Annotated in this window: 20 protein-coding genes; 5 read left to right on the forward strand and 15 right to left on the reverse strand. The window is 40.5% G+C overall.

What is annotated here, in order from left to right:
- Positions 1-22: 22 nt before the first annotated feature.
- Positions 23-1,219, forward strand: coding sequence for a GTP-binding protein (locus tag NSQ17_RS17445; protein WP_342467638.1), 1,197 nt, complete (start codon positions 23-25; stop codon positions 1,217-1,219).
- Between the two features lie 16 nt (positions 1,220-1,235).
- Entirely contained in the window at positions 1,236-1,505 is a 270-nt protein-coding gene (gene rpsN / locus NSQ17_RS17450) for a 30S ribosomal protein S14 (protein ID WP_008343369.1), read from the forward strand.
- A 254-nt stretch (positions 1,506-1,759) separates the two neighbouring features.
- On the opposite strand, the gene moaA is transcribed toward rpsN, so the two are convergent.
- Both moaA and fdhD read right to left on the reverse strand, forming a co-directional pair.
- Positions 1,760-2,767 carry a GTP 3',8-cyclase MoaA gene (gene moaA, locus NSQ17_RS17455; RefSeq protein WP_045033932.1) on the reverse strand — a complete coding sequence of 336 codons (1,008 nt, stop codon included), beginning with the start codon at positions 2,765-2,767 and terminating at the stop codon, positions 1,760-1,762.
- Positions 2,768-2,777: 10 nt separating this feature from the next.
- Positions 2,778-3,566, reverse strand: coding sequence for a formate dehydrogenase accessory sulfurtransferase FdhD (fdhD, locus tag NSQ17_RS17460; RefSeq protein ID WP_024718748.1), 789 nt, complete (start codon positions 3,564-3,566; stop codon positions 2,778-2,780).
- 134 nt (positions 3,567-3,700) lie between these two features.
- Between fdhD and NSQ17_RS17465 the strand changes: the two genes are divergently transcribed.
- Both NSQ17_RS17465 and NSQ17_RS17470 read left to right on the forward strand, forming a co-directional pair.
- Positions 3,701-4,966 carry an OFA family MFS transporter gene (locus NSQ17_RS17465; RefSeq protein ID WP_025208127.1) on the forward strand — a complete coding sequence of 422 codons (1,266 nt, stop codon included), beginning with the start codon at positions 3,701-3,703 and terminating at the stop codon, positions 4,964-4,966.
- An 82-nt stretch (positions 4,967-5,048) separates the two neighbouring features.
- Positions 5,049-7,397, forward strand: coding sequence for an FdhF/YdeP family oxidoreductase (locus tag NSQ17_RS17470; protein ID WP_144625594.1), 2,349 nt, complete (start codon positions 5,049-5,051; stop codon positions 7,395-7,397).
- Between the two features lie 61 nt (positions 7,398-7,458).
- On the opposite strand, the gene NSQ17_RS17475 is transcribed toward NSQ17_RS17470, so the two are convergent.
- From NSQ17_RS17475 to NSQ17_RS17500, 6 genes are all read right to left on the reverse strand, one after another.
- On the reverse strand, positions 7,459-8,133 hold the full coding sequence (locus tag NSQ17_RS17475) for a VWA domain-containing protein (protein ID WP_025208129.1): 675 nt from the start codon (positions 8,131-8,133) through the stop codon (positions 7,459-7,461).
- An 81-nt stretch (positions 8,134-8,214) separates the two neighbouring features.
- Positions 8,215-8,913: a VWA domain-containing protein gene (locus NSQ17_RS17480; RefSeq protein WP_008343379.1), complete on the reverse strand. Its 699-nt coding sequence runs from the start codon at positions 8,911-8,913 to the stop codon at positions 8,215-8,217.
- 324 nt (positions 8,914-9,237) lie between these two features.
- A complete protein-coding gene (gene spoIID / locus NSQ17_RS17485) occupies positions 9,238-10,260 on the reverse strand; it encodes a stage II sporulation protein D (protein ID WP_342467639.1) in 1,023 nt (340 codons plus the stop codon).
- A gap of 256 nt (positions 10,261-10,516) precedes the next feature.
- On the reverse strand, positions 10,517-11,824 hold the full coding sequence (murA, locus tag NSQ17_RS17490) for a UDP-N-acetylglucosamine 1-carboxyvinyltransferase (RefSeq protein WP_007497616.1): 1,308 nt from the start codon (positions 11,822-11,824) through the stop codon (positions 10,517-10,519).
- A 32-nt stretch (positions 11,825-11,856) separates the two neighbouring features.
- Positions 11,857-12,591 (reverse strand): YwmB family TATA-box binding protein, encoded by a 735-nt coding sequence (locus NSQ17_RS17495; RefSeq protein WP_035389789.1) that lies wholly within the window; start codon positions 12,589-12,591, stop codon positions 11,857-11,859.
- A 128-nt stretch (positions 12,592-12,719) separates the two neighbouring features.
- The gene (locus NSQ17_RS17500) at positions 12,720-12,950 is read right to left on the reverse strand and encodes a DUF1146 family protein (RefSeq protein ID WP_025208130.1); all 231 of its coding nucleotides are present in this window, start codon (positions 12,948-12,950) and stop codon (positions 12,720-12,722) included.
- Positions 12,951-13,120: 170 nt separating this feature from the next.
- Here NSQ17_RS17500 and NSQ17_RS17505 point away from each other — a divergent pair, with 170 nt between their 5' ends.
- A complete protein-coding gene (locus NSQ17_RS17505; RefSeq protein WP_073412973.1) occupies positions 13,121-13,597 on the forward strand; it encodes a hypothetical protein in 477 nt (158 codons plus the stop codon).
- Between the two features lie 42 nt (positions 13,598-13,639).
- Here the strand turns inward: NSQ17_RS17505 and NSQ17_RS17510 are convergent, their stop codons facing one another.
- The 7 genes from NSQ17_RS17510 to atpE all read right to left on the reverse strand — a co-directional run bounded on the left by NSQ17_RS17510 (position 13,640) and on the right by atpE (position 19,373).
- Positions 13,640-14,035, reverse strand: coding sequence for a F0F1 ATP synthase subunit epsilon (locus NSQ17_RS17510; RefSeq protein WP_008343393.1), 396 nt, complete (start codon positions 14,033-14,035; stop codon positions 13,640-13,642).
- A gap of 24 nt (positions 14,036-14,059) precedes the next feature.
- Positions 14,060-15,481 (reverse strand): F0F1 ATP synthase subunit beta, encoded by a 1,422-nt coding sequence (atpD, locus tag NSQ17_RS17515; RefSeq protein WP_008343395.1) that lies wholly within the window; start codon positions 15,479-15,481, stop codon positions 14,060-14,062.
- A gap of 24 nt (positions 15,482-15,505) precedes the next feature.
- On the reverse strand, positions 15,506-16,372 hold the full coding sequence (locus NSQ17_RS17520) for a F0F1 ATP synthase subunit gamma (RefSeq protein WP_007497628.1): 867 nt from the start codon (positions 16,370-16,372) through the stop codon (positions 15,506-15,508).
- Between the two features lie 88 nt (positions 16,373-16,460).
- Positions 16,461-17,969 (reverse strand): F0F1 ATP synthase subunit alpha, encoded by a 1,509-nt coding sequence (atpA, locus tag NSQ17_RS17525; RefSeq protein ID WP_008343398.1) that lies wholly within the window; start codon positions 17,967-17,969, stop codon positions 16,461-16,463.
- Between the two features lie 16 nt (positions 17,970-17,985).
- A complete protein-coding gene (locus tag NSQ17_RS17530; protein WP_007497632.1) occupies positions 17,986-18,531 on the reverse strand; it encodes a F0F1 ATP synthase subunit delta in 546 nt (181 codons plus the stop codon).
- Complete coding sequence (gene atpF / locus NSQ17_RS17535; protein ID WP_007497634.1) at positions 18,528-19,040, reverse strand: F0F1 ATP synthase subunit B; 513 nt, start codon at positions 19,038-19,040, stop codon at positions 18,528-18,530. Before atpF ends, NSQ17_RS17530 begins: the two co-directional genes overlap by 4 nt.
- 120 nt (positions 19,041-19,160) lie before the next feature.
- Entirely contained in the window at positions 19,161-19,373 is a 213-nt protein-coding gene (gene atpE, locus NSQ17_RS17540) for a F0F1 ATP synthase subunit C (protein ID WP_003214968.1), read from the reverse strand.
- Positions 19,374-19,400: the final 27 nt, after the last annotated feature.

The raw sequence follows: 19,400 nt of genomic DNA on the forward strand, positions 1-19,400 counted from the left end.
ATGTTCAAAAGGACTAAAACAAATGGATAAAAGAATACCTGTCACAGTTCTAAGCGGCTTTTTAGGAGCTGGAAAAACCACGATATTAAATCATGTTCTTCAGAATCGTAAAGGGCTAAAAGTAGCTGTTATTGTCAATGACATGAGTGAAATAAACATTGATGCGGAATTAGTTAAGCAAGGCGGCGAACTCTCTCGATCAGATGAGAAACTGGTTGAACTATCTAATGGTTGTATTTGTTGCACATTGAGAGAAGATTTATTAATTGAAGTAGAACGCCTTTGTAAGGCTGGGAATATCGATTATATTGTCATTGAATCTACAGGTATTAGTGAACCAATTCCTGTCGCTCAAACTTTCTCTTACATTGATGAAGAAATAGGCATAGATTTGACACGTTTTTGCAGATTAGACACGATGGTAACGGTGGTAGATGCAAACCGTTTCTGGACAGATTTCCAGTCAGGAGAAAGTTTATTGGATCGTAAAGAAGCAGTTTCAGATGATGATGAACGAGAGATTTCCGATTTACTTATTGATCAAATTGAATTTTGTGATGTGCTCATTATCAACAAATGTGATCTTGTATCAGCATCAGAACTAGATCGGCTTGAGCACGTATTAACTAAACTTCAACCAGAAGCAACCATTATTAGAACCTCTAAAGGTAACGTACAGCCTAGTGATATTTTGAATACTGGTTTATTCGATTTTGAAAAATCTAGTGCTTCTGCGGGCTGGATCAAAGAAATCAATGCTGGACACTCTCAGCATACGCCTGAAACAGAAGAATACCAAATCTCATCTTTTGTTTATGAAAGAAGGCTTCCTTTTCATACTGGCAGACTGAATGCATGGTTAGATCAAATGCCAGAGCAAATCGTTCGAGCGAAAGGATTTACATGGCTAGCGACACATCATGATTTAACCATTTTAATTTCACAAGCTGGAAAATCTGTGGAAATTGAACCAATCGCATACTGGATTGCTGCCTTGCCTGAACAAGAACGATCACGGATCTTAAATCAGGAACCAGACATTCTAGATGAGTGGGATGCAGAGTTTGGTGATCGACATACAAAACTTGTCTTTATCGGTGTAGATTTACCTAAAGCAGATATTATTCGTACACTAGATCAATGCTTACTTACACCTGAAGAATTTGATCAAGATTGGACAACGTTTGAAGACCCCTTTCAATGGAACATACACACTTAAACCAGGAGGGTTTTAAATGGCAAAGAAATCAAAAATAGCAAAAGAAAAAAAGCGGCAGCAGCTCGTTTTGAAATATGCACAATTAAGGAAAGAGCTAAAAGAAAAAGGTGACTATGAAGCTTTGCAGAAACTACCTAGAGACTCTTCACCCACTCGCTTAAAAAACCGCTGTGAATTAACTGGCCGTCCTAGAGGTTACTTGAGAAAATTTAAAATGTCTCGAATTGCTTTTCGTGAGCTTGCCTATAAAGGACAGATTCCAGGAGTGAAAAAATCGAGTTGGTAAAGATTGATTTGATCTTAGCATAGTTCCTATCAATGTAAAGCAGGACAAAATGAATAAAAATCTCTTTTTCATCCTTACTCCGTCAATTTTGAGGTACAAAATAGCATTTTAAAAAACAGCAGAATCTCTGCTGTTTTTTTATGGGGCCGAGCCTTATAGGAAAGATTGTCCTGATGTTAAAAGAAGATTTTCAACAGTGATTATAGCATTTTCTCTTCTTTTCAAAAATCGATGATCATGATACTTTGTTGTCATTACCCGCCGATGTAGGACATCTCAACTTTTTTCTGATCTTTCTTTTGCTCTCTCTCAGCTGAATATTGATCCTGTCTGTTTGACCAAAGTTCCTTCAATATGTTCACTAGGTATTCATCATTTTCTGAATTACGGATGAATCGTCTCAGATCAAAACCCGATGATGCAAAAAGACAGGTGAATAATTCGCCACGTGCAGATAGTCTAGCTCTATTACACGATCCACAAAAAGCATCTGAAACGGAAGAAATAATGCCAATCTCTCCTGACCCATCCTCATAAAAATAACGATTGGCTACTTCCCCTTGATATCGAGGAGGTTCTGGTTTGATAGGGTATTTTGAATGAATTAGCTCCATAATCTCTTTTTTCGTCAATACATGCTTGAGATTCCATTTGTTCGTATTGCCAACATCCATGAATTCAATAAATCGTAGAATGTGTCCTTCTTTTTTAAAATAGGCTGCCATTGGTAAGATATCTTGATCATTCACACCTTTTTGGACAACCATATTGATCTTAATAGCAAGTCCAGCTTTTTTTGCAGCCTCTATCCCATCAAATACTTTTTGGATAGAGATGTGTCTTCCATTCATCTGCTTAAAACGATCTGGATTTAAAGAATCTAAACTAATGGTGACTCTATTCAAACCTGCTTTCTTTAGCTTATCTGCGTACAAAGGTAACAGCGTTCCATTGGTTGTCATCGCGATGTCTTCAATACCTGGAATTTTTGCGAGTTTTTCTATCAAAACGGGCAAATCTTTACGCATTAAAGGTTCACCGCCTGTAATACGTAATTTCACCACACCTAATTCCTTTGCAAAAAGCGCAGCAAGTCGTTCAATTTCCTCGAAGCTAAGCAGCTCTTCTTTATCTAAAAAAGGATAATCTGGTCCAAAGATTTCAGCAGGCATACAGTACGTACATCTAAAATTACAGCGATCTGTTACGGATATTCTTAAATCGCGCAATGGTCGATGTCTTTTATCCAAAATACTGACCATACTTAGCCTCCTATTCTGTAATACGCTGATGATGAGTATAGATATTAAAAGATTCTCCTCTTACGAATCCAACTGTTGTTATATTTAATTCTTCTGCCATTTTAAGTGCTAACTCAGTAGGAGCTGATTTTGATATGACGATTGATACTCCTAATTTTGCTGCCTTCAACAGAACTTCAGATGATATCCGGCCGCTAAATACAAGGATTTTATCTCTCAGTGGGATTTTATGAAGTAAACAATATCCATAGATTTTATCCAACGCATTATGCCGTCCTATATCCGTCCTAGTGATGAATAGCTTTTCTGTATCACACAGTCCAGCATTATGGACACCACCAGTATGTTGAAATAACTGACTTTCCTCCTGTAAACATTTCATTAAATGAATACAAGTTTCAGCAGAAATACTGATTCGGTCAATGGCTGTTTTTGCCGTCTTCACATCTTGGAGAAAATAAAAATGTCTTCCTTTCCCACAGCAAGATCCGATCACTCGTTTTGTAAAATCTGAGGATTGGAACTGAGTTGTGTGATGTAAGTCAACATATGCAAAACCCATACTTTCATCTATTGTAAACCTTTTAATCTCTTTTTCAAATCGAATGACTCCTTCTGAAGCTAAAAAACCGATCACCAATTCTTTCAAATGATCCGGTGAACAAACGAGTGTGACAAACTCTTCACCATTCACCAGCACGGTTAAAGGGAATTCTTCTACAACTTCATCTGTTTTACATGTCATTTGACCTTTGCGATATTGGTGTATGCGCCGTTTCGTTTTAACAGAAGGATTCATGATCTGATCTTCCTTTCAACACAAATTTAGTTATATGAACCAGACGAATTGTGATATTATTTTAAAAAGTCATAAAAATGTAACATATTTCTATCTTATCAAACTTTTTGTTTGCTTTATATGGAGGGAACACAATGAATAAAACAAAAAATCGTTGGCTGATCGCTACAAGTGCTGTGGGGATTCATTTATCTATCGGATCTGTTTATGCATGGAGTGTTTTTACGAATCCTTTACATCAAACCTTTCAATGGTCATTAACAGAAATAAGCCTGACATTTAGCATCGCTATTTTATTTTTAGGTTTATCAGCTGCCTTTATGGGGCATTTCGTTGAAAAGTATGGGCCGAGGGCATCAGGGCTCTTCTCAGCTATTTTCTTCGGCATTGGGATGACTGGATCAGGGTTTGCTGTCCACATGTCTTCATTACCTCTCCTCTATTTATTTTATGGTGTACTCGCTGGAATCGGATTAGGTGTAGGCTATATTGCTCCAGTATCAACATTAGTCAAATGGTTTCCAGATCGAAGAGGACTCGCAACGGGTTTAGCCATTATGGGTTTTGGGTTTGCTTCTCTGATTTGCAGTCCCATTATTCAATTTCTCATTGAAAAAGTTGATATTGCAAACACCTTCTATATTCTCGGAATCTCTTATTTTATTATCATGGTCGTTTCATCTCTTTATTTATCACCACCAACACCTGATGATGTCAAACAATTTAACGTGCTAAAAACAAGCCAAAGGAAAATTCCTCAAGATTTATCACAGCTCACCGCAAATGAAGCCATTAAAACACGGCGTTTTTATTATTTGTGGGTCATGCTCTTTATTAATATCACATGCGGAATTGCTATTATTTCTGTAGCATCACCGCTTGCTCAAGAAAGTGTTGGTTTCACGGCGGGTGCAGCAGCTACTCTTGTTGGAATTTTAGGTGCTTTTAATGGGCTAGGACGGATCGGATGGGCATCCTTCTCTGATTATATCGGAAGGCCAAATACGTATACGATTTTCTTTACTATACAGCTCATTGCTTTTCCCTTACTTCCCTACTTAAAAGAACCGCTCATCTTTTCAATCGTGATGGCGATCATTTATACGTGCTACGGAGGAGGGTTTGCTTCAATTCCAGCCTATATCGGAGATTTATTTGGTACGAAGCAGCTAGGTGCCATACACGGTTATATTCTCACCGCTTGGGCCGCTGCTGGTTTAGCAGGACCTTTATTTTCCTCCTTTATTCGTGACATTACAGGCAATTACACACAAAGTCTTATGGTCTTCTCTGGCCTATTTTTCATTGCGTTTATCATATCTCTTCTCATTCGGAAGGATATTAAACAACTTCGTGAATCAAATCTTACTGCTCCTTCTTCTGTCACGGTCCGCTCTTAATATGAATTTGACAGAATGACAATCTACAGGTAATTTTTAGATGTGAAAACGCTTTACAAAATGATAGGAGGGTGACGATATCATGGGAAAAACAAAACACAAGGGGCCTATTAAACTCAACAAAAAACCCTCACCAAAGCTATGGGCCTCTTTTGCTCCTATGGGGCTCGGAAAAGTAAAACCGAAACACATTCGAGACACGATGAAAGTGGCATGGGAGAACAAAGATAATCTCCCTTATGCGTACCGTATATTGACTCAGGGCGTTTGTGACGGCTGTGCTCTTGGTGTATCAGGTTTATACGATCAAACACTAGCAGGACCCCATATATGCACTACAAGACTGAATGTGCTACGGCTTAACACAATGCCAGCTATTGATCCAAAATGGTTCGAAGATATTGAGCGGCTCAAACAAATGGATAGCACGTCTCTTCGAAAACTTGGGCGTATTCCTTATCCCCTGATTCGAAAAAAAGGTGAGAATGCTTTTACACGCATTTCTTGGGATAATGCATTAGATCAAATCGCCGCTAAAATCAAATCAATTGATAAACGTCAGCTTGCTTTCTATTTAACGGCTAGAGGGATTACAAATGAAGTGTACTATACTGCGGCGAAAGCTGCGCGATTTATTGGAACAAATCATATCGATAATGCTTCTCGTATTTGCCATTCACCAAGCAAAACCGCTCTTAAACGCTCCCTTGGTATAGGTGCATCCAGCTGTAATTACAGTGATTGGATTGGAACAGATGTATTGATATTTTGGGGCTCTGTTGCAGCAAACAACCAGCCGGTTTCGACTAAATATATGTACGCCGCTAAAAAGAAAGGAACCAAAATCATTGTCATCAATCCATATAAAGAACCTGCAATGGAAAAATATTGGGTCCCTTCTATTCCAGAAAGTGCTTTATTCGGCACAAAAATAGCGGATGATTTTTATCAAGTCAATATAGGCGGCGATATTGCGTTTATGAATGGTGTCATCAAACATTGGTTTGATATGGAGGAGCAAGCGCCTCATTCCGCTCTTGACCATGAATTTATCCAAGCGCATACAACCGGCATAAAAGATGTAAAGCAGCATGTCAATCAGTTAAAATGGTCGGATCTCGAAGCATCGTCAGGCTTATCTAAAGAAAGAATGAAGGAATTCGCTGTACTGCTTGCCAATGCCAATTCAGGGGTGTTTATTTGGAGTATGGGTCTCACTCAGCATCGCTTTGCAACTGATAATATATCTCAAGTCGCAAACCTTGCCATGTTACGCGGATTTATTGGCAGAAAACATTGTGGCGTTATGCCTATTCGTGGTCATAGCGGTGTCCAAGGCTCAGGCGAAATGGGTGCCGATCCATTCGTATTGCCCGGCAGTGATTTTGATGAAGAGAATATTAAAAGAATCGAGAAGATATGGGGATTTGATATTCCAAAATGGCATGGCGACACGATTGGGCAATCATTTGAAAAAATGGCTCTTCCAAAAGAACACCCGCAAAAGCTGAAGATGCTGTTTACTAGCGGTGGAAACTTTTTAGAAACGATGCCAAATCCTGAAGCGATTGAAAAAGCACTATCCGAGCTTGAACTTCGTGTCCATCAAGATATTATTTTGAACACCTCTACACTGGTAGAAGCAGAAGAGACTGTGATTGTTCTGCCTGCAATGACAAGATATGAACAGCCAGGCGGCGGTACATCAACCAGTACGGAACGCATGGTGTATTTCAGTCCGGAAATTGAAGGACCTCGCATTGAAGAAGCTAGAGCTGAATGGGATATTTATATTGACCTAGCAAAAAGAGTTCGCCCAGAAGACGCGAAGCTGATTCATTTTGACCATGCTGAAGACATTCGTCGTGAGATTGCCATCGCAAATCGGAACTATGATGGGATCCAGCATTTGCGTCATAAAGGGGATGTCTTTCAATGGGGTGGCGCATGGCTTTGCGAAGATGGGGTGTGTCCAACACCGGATGGAAAAGGACACCTGCTCCCAGCACAGCTGCCTCAATACCGAAAAACTGAGGGGCATTTCAATATCACGACAAGACGAGGCAAGCAATTCAACTCTATGATTTACAGTGAAAAGGATGCCTTTAATGGTGGAAAGCGGCATTCTATCTTGATGAATGAAGAAGATGCGAAAGAGCTTTACGTCCAAGAAGGCGACCCCGTTGTCCTTTTTAATCAATATGGATCCTACCAAGGAGTTGCTCAATTCGGAGAGCTGAAACGTGGAAATATCGCAGTTTATTGGCCTGAAGGAAACGTGTTAATACCAAAAGGGGTTTACGAAAGCTATTCCCAGATTCCAGAATACAATACCACCGCAATATTAGAAAAAGCCGAAACCTTTCATGCAAGAAAAGATCAGCACTACGTGGAGAAACGGATTGATGAATTGGAAACGACTCTAAATTGATCCTTATTGATCCTTAATGAAAAAACAGCTGGGGGTTTCTCCCCAGCTGTCTATTCACATCCTATTGACCAAAAGAGTTCGCTTCTTTTTGAAGAATATGATTCAATTCTTCTGCATTTGCTGCTGGTTGATATTGTCCACCACCAGCTTTGGCAACAGATTTTAGACTTTTTGCTTCTTTTTCATTTACATCGAAGCCAATGATATTGACGATTGTGTCAATACCTTCTTCATGTAATTGCTTCGCTGCTTGTGATGGGCTTCCGCCACATGTTTCCTCACCATCGCTGACAACATATACAATATTTTTTCCTTTGGCTTGGTGATCTTCAAAATCTTGTTTCGTATCAGTTAATGCTTTGGCAAGTGGTGTCCATCCTGTTGGACCATACACATTTAGCGCTTGTTGAAAGGTTGCTTGCTCATATGTTCCAAATCCATAAACTGCTTCGGAACTTGCACAAGAAACGGCTTTTCCTGCATTTTTATTCGTTCCTTCATGACCAAAAACACGAAGCAAGACTTGTGTATCTTCTGATAAAATACTTGCGAAACTTTGGATCGAGCGTTTTGCGATATCGATTTTCTTTTCGCCTTCAACCGATTGTGCCATGCTTCCGCTTAAATCAAGTAAAATCACCACATGAGCAGGCTCCTTTTTCGTTACAGCATGAGCTGGTGAAGAAAGAAGCAGAACAAGACTCGCTAAAATGGTTAATATAATATTTCTTTTCATTAAAAAATCTCCCTTTTTTTCATTTGTACAGAAAAAGAGAAACGAAAGCATCAATCAATCGTTTCCCTTTTCTTCAGCAAGTTATTCGTGTAGTTTTAATGATTCTGCTGTAAGGATAGAACCCATTTCTTTCCCTGTGCTTGCTTGGTAGTAATGACCTTTACCAGCTTTAGCTACTTGCTTCAATTGACCTTCATAACCATCGTTAAAGTCTAATCCAATCACATTGACTACAGTAGATCCTTTTGAGTTATGAAGCTCTTTCGCTACTTTCACTGGATCTCCACCACAAGTTTCTTCACCATCAGTAATTAAGTACACAATGTGTTTTGTTCCCTTATGAAGCTGCTTATCCGCTTGCTTTGCACTTTCAAGAGCACGTGCAATCGGTGTCCAGCCATTTGGTCCAAGACCGTTTAGAGAGTTTTCGAAACTATCCTTTTCATAAGGCTGAACGCCATAAACGCCTCTAATGACTTCACATGATTGAGCTTTACCTGAGTTTTTGTTGTTTCCTTCAGACCCAAACAAGCTCATACGGATTTTAGCATCTTTCGGAAGAGACTGAGCAAATTTAAATACCTCTTGTTTTGCTAAATCGAATTTGCGCTCTCCATCCACTTTTCTTGCCATACTTCCACTTGCATCAAGTAAGATCGTCACTCTTACATCTTTCTTATGTTTTTTGGCTGATGCTGCTTCTGCAAATACTGGTGAAGAGATTGACATTGATAATGTCAATACAGCTAAGGTTACGAGTGTAAATACTTTTTTCAACATGCTTTTCCTTCCTCCTTATGTATTTGATTGAAACATCTTAATCGTAAAATATTCTGTCTTGGAATGGTATAGGACTCGATCCCTTTTTCTCTTTCATCAAAATCACTAAAATTCTGTCAGATGTCTAGATATATTCACCTAACGACTCTTTTGTCACCCTCGTTTTCTCATTCTTTCGAGGGGCTTTGTATCGGCCATCGGTTCTTGTCGGGATGTAAATGTTTAAGATTTCCTGAGGTGCGCCTTAAGTCGCAATTTGTCACATTCTGTTCAAACCTCTTCACACATAAAAAAAGATGCCCCCATTTTGAGGCACCTTTGCTTTTATTTCTTAGCCATATATGTGTTTAGAAAGCGATCAGCTGATTCAATTTTTATCCCTTGATAATAATGTTTCACGATCGCCTCTACTTTTTTGCCTGACTGTGCCATATAATGTGCACCATACTGACTCATGCCCACACCATGGCCATACCCTTTTGTCGTAATCACGATTTGCTGACCCTTTCGTTCCCATGTAAAGTCTGCCGAGTGCAATCCTAGTGATTCGCGAATGTCTCTGCCCGACAATGTTTTTCCGTTAATGACGGCTTTGGCTACTTGATTGCCTGGTGTTCGTTCTACAATTTCTCCCACCTGCTGCTGGCCAAGGGTCACACCCAGTTTTTGCTGAAATTCGCTCACTGTGATGGTTTTCTTGTTTTGGAATTTGGGTGATTTTTCGTCCCATTTGCTTGAGACGCTTTTCAAATAAGGGATTTCATTTTTCCAATAAGCTTCTGCATTTTCGGTTTTCCCATTACTTGTTGAAAAGAAGGAAGCATCAATTGGTTTTTCGTCATACGTCAGTACTTTCCCTTGTGTACTGGCAACCGCTTCTGTGACCTTTTTTAATTTCCAATTGTACGCTTTTCCCCAAATTTTCTTCAGTTCCTGTTTATTTTTGTACACTTGGAACATTTGGGTGTCATCTACAAGAGAACCCTGTGGAGATTTGACGGTTTTATCAATGATCATTTGTCTGACGATATACGTTCTAGCGGCGAGTGCCTGTGCCTTGAGCGCCTCTATTTCAAAATCGGCTGGCATTTCAGAAGCGACGACACCGATCACATACTCTTCTAAGGGGATGTTTTCTACCTGCTGAAGCGCTGAACGGTAGACGGGAATGGAGACGGGTGATTGTTTCAATTTGACTGAACCTTTCACTTCTTTTTTAACTGATGGTTCTGCTGCTACGTGTTGGCTGGCTGCTGGTTTTCCTTGGAACGTCGGCAACACGAGTAAGGTTGGAATCATTAAAATGATGATGCAAATTCCTGCGATTGTCCATATCATTGGTTTCATATTGGCTGCCCCCATTTGTCATTGAATCTCTTTTATCCTATGGGCAAGGACAAGCTAATATGACAGCTTCTTTCATTCATTGGACAAGTCTTTTGCTGATATGTTTGTACTCTTCATCATTTGATTTACTGTTCGTCTTTATGAATAAAATTTAAAATGATTGGATACACTAATGATAAGCTTTTGAAAATGCAACCAGTCTATGATTCTAAAAAAAATCAGCATGCCCAAATGGACACACTGATTTCTTTTATGATTATGCGTTTAGATCTGATACAACTTGTTCTTGTGTCACATCTGCTGATTCATCATTTACTCTTTCAATGTCTGCACCGATTGCTGCTAGTTTTTGGTGGAAGTTCACATATCCACGGTCAATATGCTTCAATTCAGTGACACGTGTATGACCTTCTGCCACTAATCCAGCAAGTACAAGTGCTGCTCCTGCTCTTAAATCAGTCGCTGCCACTTCAGCACCTTGAAGTTGAACAGGTCCATTGATTATCACAGAGCGACCCTCAATTTTAATATCGCCATTCATGCGGCGGAATTCTTCAGCATGCATAAAACGATTTTCAAACACAGTTTCTGTGATCATGCTTGTTCCGTTTGCACGAAGCAATAGCGCCATCATCTGAGATTGCATATCCGTTGGGAAACCAGGATGCGGCATTGTTTTTAGATCGATTGGCTTGAGCTCAGATGGTCCAATGACTCTTAAACCTTCTTCTTCTTCAATGATCTGAATACCCATTTCTTCCATTTTCGCCACAAGTGAAGTCATGTGCTCAGGCACAGCGCCTTTTACAAGAACATTCCCTTCAGTAATGGCTGCTGCCACCATAAACGTACCAGCTTCAATTCGGTCAGGGATGATGTTGTGTTTTGCACCGTGAAGTGTTTCTACACCTTCGATTTTGATTGTACCAGTTCCAGCACCGCGAACCTTACCGCCCATGGCATTGATGTAGTTTGCCAAATCAACAATTTCAGGTTCTTTTGCTACGTTTTCTAAAATCGTCGTTCCTTCAGCCAATGCTGCTGCCATGATGATGTTTTCAGTTGCCCCTACACTTGGGAAATCCAAATAGATTTTTGCACCTTTTAAACGGCCATTTACTTCAGCCTCGATGAAACCATTACCTACTTGAATTTTAGCTCCCATTGCTTCAAAGCCTTTTAAATGCTGATCAATTGGTCTTGAACCAATCGCACAACCACCAGGTAATGCAACTCTTGCATGACCTGTTCTAGCTAAAAGTGGTCCCATGACGAGCACAGATGCTCTCATTTTACGGACGTACTCAAACGGAGCCTCAGTTTCTAGTGCATGAGATGCATCTACTGATACTTCGTTATTTTCAAAATGTACTTCTGCTCCTAAATGACGTAACACTTCATTGATTGTATATACATCGGAGAGCGTAGGTACATCACAAATTACGCTTTTTTCTGTACTTGCTAACAAAGATGCAGCGATAACTGGTAAAACGGCATTTTTTGCGCCTTCTACTTTAACTGTGCCGTTTAACTTTTGACCGCCGCGGACGATGATTTTTTCCAAGGTCTTCCCCTCCGCGTCCCAAATTCTCTATATTAATATTCAGTCGTTACGATTGGTGTGCCAACCGTAATCGTATGATTTTCGTTCATTTCCGAACTTCTGATGGCAATTTGAACATTCATTTTATCATTTGAAGTCATAATGAACTGTTCCCACTTCTCTGTGTAAGCGGAAAGCGACACAAAATTAGACTCAACGAGATACTCAACAGGTTTTGCTTGAAATTCATTTGCTATCATTTCAGCTTTTTTTTGCAAAACAACATCCATCATACCATTTACATGACCATCGAGACAAGTAAAAATCACAAATTTTTCTTGTAATATGCTTTTTGCATGACGTACGAACTGATCATATGTATGCTCCCAGGTATTCAGTGGGCGAGCACCTTTTTGCTCATATAATAAATACGACTTTTGGTTTGATTTTGTGTCGGTCTTCACGAGTAAAATTTTCGATAATGTATCATTTTTTTCATCTTTGTAAATTCCTGTGACTTTGGTGACATGTTTCTCTTTTTTTTCGGTCCACTCATACTGTCGTAGTTCGTCTTTCAAACGTTTCACTTTTTTTGAAAATTGTTCGGATGAAATGTCTATATTTGTTTTGGCATGAAGCGTCCATCCACTTACTTCGATTTGCTGGTTTTTCATACCTTCTGCTATTTGGGCGAGCGTGGATGTTTCTTCCGCCCGAACACCTTGAATCATCAGAACAAAAAAAAGAATAAATGCAAATAATGGCCAACCTTTTAAACACTTTCTCACTTGTCATTCCCCCTTGCTACAAGTGTTGCCGCAAGGAGATCAATGCATACGTGGAAAAGTCATCAAAGGCCATATTTTTGACACTTCTTTTTACGTTCCCGCAGAAGGCAGTGACCAAACCTTTTATGTTAAAACATATAAGGGATTTGTCTGGAGAAATTTAAATAATCAAGGAAGAAATTGCTGACTGCCGATGCAATAGCAATCGTGATCAGCATCATGAGCAATCTAGCTTGAATAATTTTTCCTTTTTTAATCAGTGGATCGATATTCACCGCAAGCAATGCCCACCACGTAATGGCAATAAAAAATAGGTGGATCACAATACTAACAATTGCTTGTTGTCCTACGTCTTCCATACACTTGAATCCTCCTTTTATTGATTTCTGTAAAGGAAAACTCCCTTTCATTATATCCTCCAAAATCGGAAAGATGAATCATTTGGAAAAAAGAGCTACATTTAGAGTGAATCCCCTCTTATTCTGATGCGAAGGAGATGATATACTGCGGTGGAAGGAGCTGATCATATTTGAAAGATTCTTTTCCTGACTTTGTTGATTTGTACGGAGAACTGGTTCCCTCATTTGAACATGAATGGGAAGCCATTGCTTTCTACTTTGATTATAGACAGACACAGCTAGAAGAATTAGCACAATTGTGTCATTTTCATAACATTTCTTTGGATTACTCAGAGGAAAGCCTTTATCAGTTAGAGTCATTATACTTCGATGCCTTCCGTCAGCAGCTTTTTGCTGATTGGAAAATGCCAATAGATGCATTAGAAGCGATGATGAGTGTGTATTTAGGAGAAGTTGTCATCCGTCATCATTCAGATGCTGACTGGGTCGTGCGGCCTTATATGGACTCTTCGCACCAATATACGCTTGGCTTACGCAGAAATAATAAAACATGGCATTGCAGTACGCAATTTTGCGAGCAGTTATATCTAGAAAAGCAAGCATCTCATCCTTATGTGTCGATGTATCAATCTCTCATGTCATCCTAAAAAAAATCCTTCTTATCACTGTGATAAGAAGGATTTTCTGTTTTATTTCCCTGCTACATTTAAACGGTTTAATGCCCGTTTTAATGCGAGTTCCGCCCTGCGTACATCACTTTCATTCGGGTGGTTCAAATGCTCTTCAGCACGCTGTTTCGCTGATTTTGCACGATCTACATCAACTTTGTCTGATGTTTCAGCAGCCTGAGCAAGAATGGTTACTTTTTCAGGGCGAACTTCAACAAATCCACCGCTTACTGCAACCAATTCAGTTGATCCACTATGTTTTAAGCGAACTGCACCGATTTTTAGCGGAGCAACCATTGGAACGTGGCCAGCTAAAATCCCAAGCTCACCGCTTTCTGCTCTTACACTGACCATTTCCACATCCGCTTCATACACTGGGCCGTCGGGAGTAACGATATTGACTTGAACGGTCTTCATGCTTTTACCCTCCTAAGGACCAGATTAGGCCTCTACACCCATCTCTTTGGCTTTTTCAACCACTTCTTCAATGCGGCCGACTAAGCGGAATGCATCTTCTGGAAGGTGATCGTATTTACCAGATAAGATTTCCTTGAAGCCTTTAACAGTTTCTTGCAATGGCACATAAGAACCTTTTTGGCCAGTGAACTGTTCTGCTACGTGGAAGTTTTGAGATAGGAAGAATTGAACACGACGAGCTCTGTGTACCACAAGCTTATCGTCCTCAGATAATTCATCCATACCTAAAATGGCAATGATATCTTGCAATTCTTTATAACGCTGCAATGTTTGCTGAACTTCACGCGCGATCGCATAATGCTCTTCGCCAACAATCTCAGGTGCAAGGGCACGAGATGTTGAAGCAAGTGGATCTACCGCTGGGTAAATCCCCATCTCTGTCAACTTACGCTCAAGGTTTGTCGTTGCATCAAGGTGAGCGAACGTTGTAGCTGGAGCTGGATCTGTATAGTCATCCGCAGGTACATAGATCGCTTGAATCGATGTAACCGATCCTACGTTTGTAGACGTGATACGCTCTTGAAGTTGACCCATTTCTGTTGCAAGAGTTGGCTGATAACCTACCGCTGAAGGCATACGTCCAAGAAGGGCTGATACTTCAGAACCTGCTTGTGTAAAACGATAGATGTTATCGATGAAGAACAATACGTCTTGACCTTGTTCATCACGGAAATGCTCTGCCATTGTCAAACCAGTTAGAGCTACACGCATACGTGCACCTGGTGGCTCGTTCATTTGACCGAAGACCATCGCTGTTTTTTCGATAACGCCAGAATCTTTCATTTCGTAGTAAAGGTCATTTCCTTCACGTGTACGCTCTCCAACACCAGCGAATACAGAAATACCGCCGTGTTCTTGTGCGATGTTGTTGATCAATTCTTGAATCAGAACGGTTTTACCAACACCGGCTCCACCGAATAGACCGATCTTTCCACCTTTGATGTAAGGAGCAAGAAGGTCAACAACTTTGATACCTGTTTCAAGAATTTCAACTTCTGTAGAAAGTTGATCAAAAGAAGGCGCTTGTCTGTGGATTGGGTCTCTTTGCGCTTCCACACCAAGTGGCTCATCTAAGTCAATGTTATCTCCCAGTACGTTGAATACACGTCCAAGTGTTACGTTACCAACTGGTACTGAAATTGGTTTTCCAAGGTCTACAGCTTCCATACCGCGCTTCACACCGTCTGTTGATGCCATTGCGATGGTTCTCACTGTATCATCACCTAAATGTAGTGCTACTTCTAAAGTTAAGTCGATATCAACTTCACTTTCGCTTTCCGCTTTATGCGAAACTTTGATCGCATTATAAATCTCAGGCAAGTGACCGTCTTCAAAACGAACGTCTACGACTGGTCCCATGATCTGACTGATGCGTCCTGTTTTCATTGCATTCCCTCCTGACAATTATTTCTATTCTAAGGCAGCTGCTCCGCCGACAATTTCTGTAATCTCTTGTGTAATCGCTGCTTGACGAGCACGGTTGTAAGAGAGTGTCAGGCTGTCGATCAATTCTTTTGCGTTGTCTGTTGCACTCTTCATTGCTGTCATCCTTGCAGCATGTTCACTTGCTTTGCTGTCAAGAAGCGCACCGAAAATCAAACTCTCTGCATATTGAGGAAGGAGAACTTCAAGAATTTCTTCTTCAGAAGGCTCAAACTCATAAGATGCGGAACGTTTATTTGGTGTCGCTGCGGCCGAAAGGTCCGTTAGCGGCAATAATTTTTTCTCTGTTACTTCTTGCGAAATGGCACTGACGAAATGGTTATAGAACATGTAAAGCTCATCAAACGCTTCATCAGAGAACATTTGCACTGTACTGCTTGCTAATTCTTTAATATCAGCAAACGCTACTTCGTCTCCAAGCCCTGTGACTTCAGAAATAACTGGAATACCACGCTTTTTGAAGAAGTCGCGTCCGATTTTACCAATCACAATCACCGCATATTCATCAGCAGATTGATGACGAGATTGAATGGCTTGGTAAGCGGCACGTAAAATCGAGCTGTTAAAAGGTCCTGCAAGTCCTCGATCAGATGTAATGACGAGATACCCTGTTTTCTTAACAGGTCTTGAAAGAAGCATTGGGTGCTTAGCACTTGTTCCAGTTGCGATTGCCGCAACGACTTCTTGGATTTTCTCCATGTAAGGAACAAAGGACTTCGCATTATTTTCAGCACGATTCAGTTTCGCAGCTGATACCATTTGCATCGCTTTTGTGATCTGACTCGATTTTTTTGTTGACGTGATCCTTGACTTAATATCGCGTAATGAGGCCAAAGATTTCACCACCTTTTTTCAGGAATCCGTGTTCATTTACGTGAAAAGAGAGAAAAAGAGAATCTTTTTCTCTCGGAAAGATTACTAATTAGTTGCTTGGTGCAAACGTACGTTTAAAGCCTTCGATCGCTGCTTTCCACTCTTCATCAGCAGGCATGTTTCCTGTTTGAGAGATTGTGTCAAACAAGTCTTTATGGTTTTCTTCAATGTACATGAATAACTCAGCTTCAAAGCGTTTGACATCAGCAATCGCTACATCATCTAAGTATCCTCTTGTCAGTGCATAAAGAATCGCTACTTGTTTTTCAACTTTCAGCGGTTTGTTCAAGTCTTGTTTTAAGACTTCAACTGTTCTAGCACCACGGTTTAATTTGGCTTGAGTCGCTTGGTCTAGATCAGATCCAAACTGAGCGAATGCTTCAAGCTCACGATAAGAAGCAAGATCCAGACGAAGTGTACCTGCTACCTTTTTCATCGCTTTGATTTGTGCAGAACCACCTACACGAGATACAGACAATCCTGCGTTTACCGCTGGACGTACGCCTGAGAAGAAGAGATCCGATTGTAAGAAGATCTGTCCATCTGTGATTGAGATAACGTTTGTTGGGATATATGCAGAGATATCACCAGCTTGCGTTTCTACGAAAGGCAATGCTGTGATAGAACCGCCACCCTTTTCATCACTAAGCTTCGCTGCACGCTCTAATAAACGAGAGTGAAGATAGAAAACATCACCAGGGAATGCTTCACGGCCTGGAGGACGACGAAGCAATAATGAAAGCTCACGGTAAGCTGCCGCTTGTTTAGAAAGGTCATCATACACAACAAGCACATGCTTGCCGTTATACATGAATTCCTCACCCATCGTTACACCTGCATAAGGAGCAAGGTAAAGAAGTGGAGCTGGCTGTGATGCAGAAGCTGTGACAACGATTGTGTAGTCAAGCGCACCATGCTTACGAAGTGTTTCAACAACACCACGAACAGTTGATTCTTTTTGTCCGATCGCTACATAGATACAGATCATGTCTTGATCTTTTTGGTTCAGGATCGTATCGATTGCAACAGATGTTTTACCTGTTTGACGGTCCCCAATGATCAATTCACGCTGTCCGCGTCCGATTGGAATCAAGGCATCAATTGCTTTAATTCCCGTTTGAAGCGGCTCATGTACCGATTTACGATCCATAACGCCTGGTGCTTCACTTTCGATTGGACGTGTTTTGCTTGTTAAAATTGGACCTAGTCCATCAACAGGCTGACCAAGTGGGTTCACAATACGTCCGATTAACTCTTCTCCTACTGGAACCTCCATGATACGACCTGTACGTTTTACGTCGTCACCTTCACGGATATCTTTGTAAGGTCCTAAGATTACGATACCTACGTTAGACTCCTCAAGGTTTTGAGCCATACCCATTACACCGTTAGAGAACTCAACAAGCTCTCCTGCCATAATGTTGTCAAGGCCATGTACACGCGCGATACCGTCCCCTACTTGAATGACTGTACCGACATCTTTTACTTCAATTTCAGATTGATAGTTTTGGATTTGCTGCTTTATCAGCGCGCTAATCTCTTCAGCTTTGATACTCACTAAGGTTTCACCCCTTCTAACGATTTTCGCCTGCAAGCTGACGTTCAATGCGGGAAAGCTTTCCGCTGACACTGCCGTCATAAATGCGGTTTCCGATACGGATTTTCACTCCGCCTATTAGATCCTTGTCAATCACGTTTTCTACACGCAGTGATGTGACTCCGGCTTTTTTGGCAAATACTTCAGATAAAGATTGAATTTCAGCTCCGCTGAGCGGTTTCACTGAATACACGATCGCATCGTCTATTTGTTTCGTACGGTTTGCAAGTTTCACAAACTCAGACGCCATTTCAGGAAAAATATTCGTGCGTCCACGGTCAATCAGTAAATACATTGTGTGCAAAACATATGTCGAAACACCTTTGAAAGCTTCTGCAATCAGATGTTTCTTTTTGTCTGCCGTAATCTTCGGATGAACAAGAAAGTCATTTAATTCTTGGTCAGCCTTGAGAACTTTTTTGATCTCATTCAGCTCTTTTTCAGTTTCGTCTACTGCCGAAGAAGCAAGAACGATGTCAAAAAGAGCAGAAGCGTAACGCTTAGAGACAATAGTCACGCTCATCGGCTTTCGCCTGCCTCTTTAAGATACTCTTGGATCAATTTCTCTTGTGCTTGCTCATCAAGTTCTTTTTCAATCACTTTAGAAGCAATTAATACAGAAAGTGATGCAACTTGCTCGCGCAGTGCAGCCACAGCTTGTTCTTTTTCTTTCACGATTTCAGTTCTAGCAGACTCTTTCAAGCGCTCTGATTCTTGACGCGCTGCTTGAATGATGTCTTCTTTTTGTTTCTCACCAATCTTTTTCGCATTTTCGATGAGTGTATGTGATTCTTCGCGTGCTTCTTTCAATAAGACACGTTGTTCTTCAAGAAGCTTTTCAGCTTGAACGTGCTTTTCTTCAGCACTTGAAATTTCATTTCCTATATAATCTTCACGCTGTTTCATAATCCCTAATAAAGGCTTAAGCGCAAATTTCTTTAAAAGTGCAAGCAGGATGAGCATAGCGATCAGCTGGAATATGATATCTCCGGTGTTTAGACCTGCTCCTAAAACTACTGGTAACTGAGACATTTAGTACGGCAACTCCCTTCTTTAAATAATATGTTAAGAAACAAAACATAAAGGAATGGCGAAGTTTCGAACTAATCTGATCTTCGCCATTAAAATTCATATTAGAACGCTTCTCACATATTAACCAAAGAATGCCAAGAATGCGATAACGACAGCGATAATTGGAAGTGCCTCAACTAAAGCTACCCCGATGAACATAAGAGTTCTTAGTTCTCTACCAGCTTCTGGCTGACGAGCGATTCCTTCAACTGTTTTAGATACGATTAGACCGTTACCAATACCTGCTCCTAGTGCTCCTAAACCGATTGCAATTGCTGCTGCTATTAAATTCATTAAAAAGCTCCTCCTTTAAAATAACGT

Source organism: Bacillus sp. FSL W8-0629 (assembly GCF_038593225.1).
Taxonomy (GTDB): Bacteria; Bacillota; Bacilli; order Bacillales; family Bacillaceae; genus Bacillus; species Bacillus altitudinis.

Coding starts and splice junctions, on each gene's coding strand:
- moaA (WP_045033932.1), bottom strand. CDS start 2,767: ATGGTCAGTATTTTGGATAAAAGACATCGACCATTGCGCGATTTAAGA.
- NSQ17_RS17500 (WP_025208130.1), bottom strand. CDS start 12,950: ATGGAAGACGTAGGACAACAAGCAATTGTTAGTATTGTGATCCACCTA.
- NSQ17_RS17530 (WP_007497632.1), bottom strand. CDS start 18,531: ATGAGCGTGACTATTGTCTCTAAGCGTTACGCTTCTGCTCTTTTTGAC.
- atpE (WP_003214968.1), bottom strand. CDS start 19,373: ATGAATTTAATAGCAGCAGCAATTGCAATCGGTTTAGGAGCACTAGGA.
- NSQ17_RS17510 (WP_008343393.1), bottom strand. CDS start 14,035: ATGAAGACCGTTCAAGTCAATATCGTTACTCCCGACGGCCCAGTGTAT.
- NSQ17_RS17445 (WP_342467638.1), top strand. CDS start 23: ATGGATAAAAGAATACCTGTCACAGTTCTAAGCGGCTTTTTAGGAGCT.
- spoIID (WP_342467639.1), bottom strand. CDS start 10,260: ATGAAACCAATGATATGGACAATCGCAGGAATTTGCATCATCATTTTA.
- rpsN (WP_008343369.1), top strand. CDS start 1,236: ATGGCAAAGAAATCAAAAATAGCAAAAGAAAAAAAGCGGCAGCAGCTC.
- atpD (WP_008343395.1), bottom strand. CDS start 15,481: ATGAAAACAGGACGCATCAGTCAGATCATGGGACCAGTCGTAGACGTT.
- NSQ17_RS17480 (WP_008343379.1), bottom strand. CDS start 8,913: ATGTTGAAAAAAGTATTTACACTCGTAACCTTAGCTGTATTGACATTA.
- fdhD (WP_024718748.1), bottom strand. CDS start 3,566: ATGAATCCTTCTGTTAAAACGAAACGGCGCATACACCAATATCGCAAA.
- atpF (WP_007497634.1), bottom strand. CDS start 19,040: ATGTCTCAGTTACCAGTAGTTTTAGGAGCAGGTCTAAACACCGGAGAT.
- NSQ17_RS17470 (WP_144625594.1), top strand. CDS start 5,049: ATGGGAAAAACAAAACACAAGGGGCCTATTAAACTCAACAAAAAACCC.
- NSQ17_RS17465 (WP_025208127.1), top strand. CDS start 3,701: ATGAATAAAACAAAAAATCGTTGGCTGATCGCTACAAGTGCTGTGGGG.
- NSQ17_RS17475 (WP_025208129.1), bottom strand. CDS start 8,133: ATGAAAAGAAATATTATATTAACCATTTTAGCGAGTCTTGTTCTGCTT.